The sequence below is a fragment of the Candidatus Neomarinimicrobiota bacterium genome, from assembly GCA_018647265.1.
Lineage (GTDB): Bacteria > Fidelibacterota > Marinisomatia > Marinisomatales > TCS55 > TCS55.
On record JABGTK010000094.1, the window covers coordinates 1 to 2,114 of the forward strand.

General features: G+C 36.3%; 3 protein-coding genes. All 3 read right to left on the reverse strand.

Translation table 11 applies throughout. The features are described from left to right. Positions 1-258: 258 nt before the first annotated feature. On the reverse strand, positions 259-537 hold the full coding sequence (locus tag HN459_05370; GenBank protein MBT3478876.1) for a plasmid stabilization protein: 279 nt from the start codon (positions 535-537) through the stop codon (positions 259-261). Continuing rightward, positions 538-807, reverse strand: a complete 270-nt coding sequence (locus tag HN459_05375) for a prevent-host-death protein (protein ID MBT3478877.1) — start codon at positions 805-807, stop codon at positions 538-540. A gap of 154 nt (positions 808-961) precedes the next feature. Beyond that, positions 962-2,114, reverse strand: a 1,153-nt coding sequence (locus tag HN459_05380) for an amidophosphoribosyltransferase (protein MBT3478878.1), incomplete at its 5' end; no start/stop codon positions are given.

Consider the following 2,114-nt stretch of genomic DNA (forward strand, 5'->3'; position numbering starts at 1 on the left):
CTAAATAGAACTCCAAAGACTGCTTAATTAATGCGCTTTTTGTTTTGTGAAGATTGTTGGAGAGCGTTTCTACTTCATCCAAAAAGTCTTCTTCGATTTTAAAACTAACTGTTTTTAACATAATTTAACCTGTGATTTCTACTTGTAATATAAGGTAATACCAGTATTACCGGCAATGAGAATAGTTCATTTGTTATTTAATAATTTCTTATAATAAGCTTAAAAAAACCTATACATTATTTTCATTTTTGCCACATCCTATTTACTATATACTTCATCATGGTTGCCAATATCTAACAGAATAATCGTTTTGTTTTCGATTTTAAACATAAGTGTAATTCTGTATTTATATGTCAAGCTGATTCCATGAAGGCCTTTTAGCTTGCCACTTAAAGAGTGAAGTTTTAAAGATGAGTGAGTCGGGTGTTTGTGTAAAATTTCTATTATAGAATGAAACCTTTCTTTTAAATCTGGGTGAAATTTAAAGAACTTTTTTGCAGTTCGTAAAAATGCAGGCGGTGTTTGTATAGTGTACAATTATTCTTTTTCAGAATCAATAGCAGTTATTAATTCATCGACATTTTTAAAAGAACGAAGGTCTCCTTTTTTAACTTCTGCCAATGCAATTTGTAATCGAGCTTCATAAGCAGTTTCACTTTCAGAAATCAAGGCCAAATAGCTTTCTTCGTCCATAACAACATATTGGGGTTTATTATTTTTGATGATGTGAACCGGCCCATTTTTTAGACTATCATCCACAGCTGAAATACCACGACGCTTTATTTCTTGGGCAGTAATTGTTTCCATGTTGGCTCCGTTAATTATACTGAATTTAGCGATAAATATAGTACTGAATACAGTATCTTTTTCGGGCCCAAGTTTACAATTTGTTAGGAGTGAAAAGTTCAGCCGCTCTGTAAACGGCTAATTTTTTCATATATTATTCTCTGTGTTTAATAAACTAATTTCCATTCCTATCGTTTACCCGCATTGTTTCCATTTCTGCAATCTTCGCTTCATCAATGTCGTTTGCCACATAGTTTCCATCCAAACAAGCCATACAGGGTGTATCAATATGGTGATCTCCTTTCCGCGTTACCGCTTCCACCAAATCATCAATTTTCTGATAGAGTAAAGCATCCACTTCTAAATATTTTTCAATTTCATCTTCATTCATATTTCCGGCGATGAGCTCACTTTTTGTAGGCATATCTACGCCATAAAAACAGGGAGATTTTACGGGTGGGCACGCTACTGCGAAATAGACTTCCTTTGCACCAAAATCTTTCAGCATGTGAACAATTTCACGACTCGTATTTCCACGGACAATACTGTCATCCATAATCAAAACCTTTTTATCGCGGATTTCTAATTCTTGCGGAACCAATTTATATTTCACAGATTTTTTTCGTTCAGCTTGTCCCGGCATAATAAAAGTGCGACCAATAAATGTGTTTTTATACAAGCCTTCGGAATATCGCACACCCAATTCATGAGCAAATGAAAGGGCAGATGTGTTGGCAGTGCTGGGCGCAGGAATCACAATGTCTGGAATAATATCGGGATATTTTTTCTTCCATTCATCGGCCAAATTTTGACCCATCCGCAGGCGAGAACGATAAACACTTACATCATTTAGGGTGGCATCGGGCCGGGCAAAATACACATATTCAAAAATGCATGGATTAAATGTTTTTTTCACTAATCGCTTACTAAACACTTTGCCATCTTCATCCACATAAATCAATTCACCGGGGAGAACCGTTCCTTTAGGCTCGTATCCCAAAGCATAAAACATGGTATTTTCGGAAGCAAAAATGTAATCCTTGCCACCATTACCATTAGACCTTTCGCCCTTTACCAGCGGACGAATTCCCTGGGGATCGCGGAAGACCACAATACCTTTTCCAATGACAAGACTGACCACAGAATAAGCACCCTTAACATGTTTAAAAATTTTGGTAACTGCATTGCACAAAAGATAGAAAAACTCTTCACTGTCTTCGGGTGGATTATTCGTGTGCAGCAAATCAGCGAAATAATGAAGTAATACTTCTGAATCAGAATTGGTGTTTAAATAGCGACTGTCCTTATGGGTGATTTCTTCCGCAAGA

Bases quoted from the DNA above. Each gene is read 5' to 3' on its own strand.
- HN459_05375 (MBT3478877.1), bottom strand. From the start codon at position 807: ATGGAAACAATTACTGCCCAAGAAATAAAGCGTCGTGGTATTTCAGCT.